This window comes from Thomasclavelia saccharogumia DSM 17460 (assembly GCF_000686665.1).
In the GTDB taxonomy this organism is placed as follows: Bacteria; Bacillota_I; Bacilli_A; order Erysipelotrichales; family Coprobacillaceae; genus Thomasclavelia; species Thomasclavelia saccharogumia.
This window is the reverse complement of sequence record NZ_JMLH01000117.1, coordinates 1-3,024: the sequence shown is the minus strand read 5'-3', so window position 1 is coordinate 3,024 and position 3,024 is coordinate 1. Positions and strand designations below refer to the sequence as shown.

Annotated in this window: 1 protein-coding gene; it reads right to left on the bottom strand. The window is 31.2% G+C overall.

Annotated elements, in window-relative coordinates; translation table 11 throughout:
• The coding region (locus BR82_RS16130; RefSeq protein ID WP_051592860.1) for a beta-N-acetylglucosaminidase domain-containing protein at nucleotides 1–2,838 on the bottom strand (2,838 nt) is incomplete at its 3' end.
• Nucleotides 2,839–3,024: the final 186 nt, after the last annotated feature.

Below are 3,024 nucleotides of genomic sequence, written 5' to 3'. Positions count from 1 at the left end.
TAAGGCTTCTAAAGCACTCTTATCACCTTTTACAAAGTCTAACATATGAATTGCATTTGCTAGACGATAGAAAGTACTATCAATTGTAGTTTGATTTACTTTATCATTAGCTAAAACATCTTCAGCTTCAGCTAGTGCTGCTTCAAATTCAACAACAACAGCTGGTACGACATTATCTAATGCTCCTTGTTCTTTTAAAGTATTAGCTGTATCAACGGCAATTTGTAATGCTGTTTTATCAGTAACTGGAACATAAACTGGTGGAATAGTAATAGCTTTATCCAATCCCATTACTTCAACTTCATAAATTCTTGCTGCTGAATCACCACCTTGTGTTGGTGTATCGACAATTAATTTAACGTATCGTGCTAAACTTACCTGGAAAGTATCAGTTGTTAATCCAGCTGTATTTCCTTCTACATTAACGACTTCAGTATAATTTGTTCCATCGCTACTTACTTGAATTCGATAGTCACGAGTATTTAAGCCGGAACCTTCGCCACCTATTTCAGCATGTGAAATAACCACACTGCTTACAGTTACTTCTTTTCCAAGGTCAATAGTTAAAGTATGAGGACGATTCCATCCTGTTGCACACCATTTAGTTGATGAAATTCCATCAATAGCTTTATCTGGTGATTCGGAAGATCCTGTATAACTTGTTGCTGAAGCAGACTTACCAACTGAAAGATTTACTATTTCATTATCCGCTTCATTAGAAACAGTAATAATACCTTCCTTAATAATTTCATCTTCACCTAATTTATTTTTTGCTTTTAAAGAAATTGTATAAACACCTTCTTTAGCATAGCTTATTACTGGATTTTCTTCTGTACTAGATTCAATATTTGCGCCTTCAAAAGTCCATTCTAAATCAGTCGCTGAAACTGAACTAGTATTAGTTAATTGAATTTCCTCATTTGGAACAACAAATGTTTTAGAAACTTCAAATCCTGCAACAGCATTTGGATTATAATCAACTGCATCATTAATAAATTGTAATGCTGTTAATTCAGAAACTTTTTTACCACTAGTTAATGAAGATAGTCTATTTTGTAATGTACTCTTTAAACTATTTGCTTGTTCATCATTTCCTTCACCAATTGCAATAAATAATTCTAATGCTATTTTATCTGCTTCTCCTAAACTTCTTAATTTATTCAAATTAGAATTGCAATGGCTTAATTGTTCACTTGTTAAAGCTTCTTGTAATTTATCTGCAGCCAAGATCATATTATCAAATTCTGCTGTTAAAGCTTCGACCTCAGCTGTTATATCTTCACCTTTAGCATTCTTCTTAATAAATTGATCCATCAATTCTCTTACTTCTGGAGCATCTGCTCTACCTGTAGAAGCCCAGCCTGCAACCAATCTAGAAGAGTGATTAGCAAAAGTATACATATATGGTGCTAAATCTCCATATAAATTAATAATACTATTTTCAAATGATTTATTATAATCATATGCTGCACTATTCCATGAATAATCAGCACCAGTTAATAATGAAATTTTTGATAATTCAGCATGTTCCATTGGGTTCATAACTAAAAAATCTATTTCATTAGATAACCCCTTATCTAATCCATAAATTGGACCTAAACCTAATTTATCAGTAATATAGTCAGTTACTGGATAATTCCACCAAATACCAACATTATTACCATAAATACTTTTTACATACTGGGCATTACTTACATCAATACCTTCAGGCACTACTGCAGTTCCTGTCCATAATACTCTAATACCAGAATTTAATGTTTCACTAAAATTCTTAGTATATGTCTTTAAGCTAGTTCCATCACTCATTGCATTTGTATCATATTCAGTTGGAACTGTAATTAAAGGTGTAACATCACCTTTAGCTAAAATAAATTCTTCGTTAAAACGATTCAAAAAAGCAGCTTGTTCCGTTCCTTGTTTATTTGAAATATCATCGAAGAAGATTGCAAAACTTCTGACACCCATTTCATACATTAATTCACATTTAGTCACTAAAGCCTGATAATCACTTTCAGCATTTGTGCCAGTAAATTGAATATCATTTCCAGGTGAAAGTGAAAAAACAAAATCAACTTTATTTTCTTTAGCAGTTTTAATTAATTCATTCATTTTCTCCATTTCATCATCTGGATATGGTTCTCTCCATTTTGTACGATGATAAACATCATCCTTTGGTGCATAAATATATGTATTTAATTTTGATTTACCATAAAATTCTATTTGATCTAATCTATCTTGATGAGTCCATGGTGTACCATAAAATCCTTCAATAGTTCCGCGGGTAACCATTGATGGTTCATCCTCAATTTTTACTTCTTTTACTTTTAATGTTCCGTCTTCATTAGATACTAATTGTGTTAGCGTTTGAACACCATAAAAAGTTCCATCACCATCTTTACCTTCAATTAGTATCGTACCATTATTTGAACTATCTACTCCCAAAACATATCCTTCATCATCTAACAAAGCTGCATCCGTTAGTCCAAAACTATCTCTAGCAGTATTCATTCCATCTACATCATCATCTTCTTCTCCAATTATAAATGTAGTAGAATCTTCCTGATAATTTTCATTTACTGCAATTGCATTACTTTCTAAATATTCTGTTAATTCTCTTATTGCATCTGAATCTGCAGTTTCCTGACCTTTGATATTAACTGTATTAGTTATTGAAAGTATATTATCTTGATACGTTATCTTTTGAGGTGCTGGTACTAAAACTGGATCTTCAGCACTTTTATTATTTAATGCATTAGCATTAGTTAGTGGTATATTGGAAGCAAGGGTAGTTGTTAACATCACTGCTGCCAATACCTTCTTTATAATTTTATTATTCATAAACATTTTCCCTTCGATATTGTTACTATAAATAAATATATATATCCCTTTAATCACTTATATATCTTTAAAAGTAAGCTTACTAAAATAAATTAGTAAGCTTATCATATTTTATTTATAAGATTCCTTTTTCTTAAGATAAACAATCATACCTAATGATGTCATTAATCCTAAAGCACTAATCAT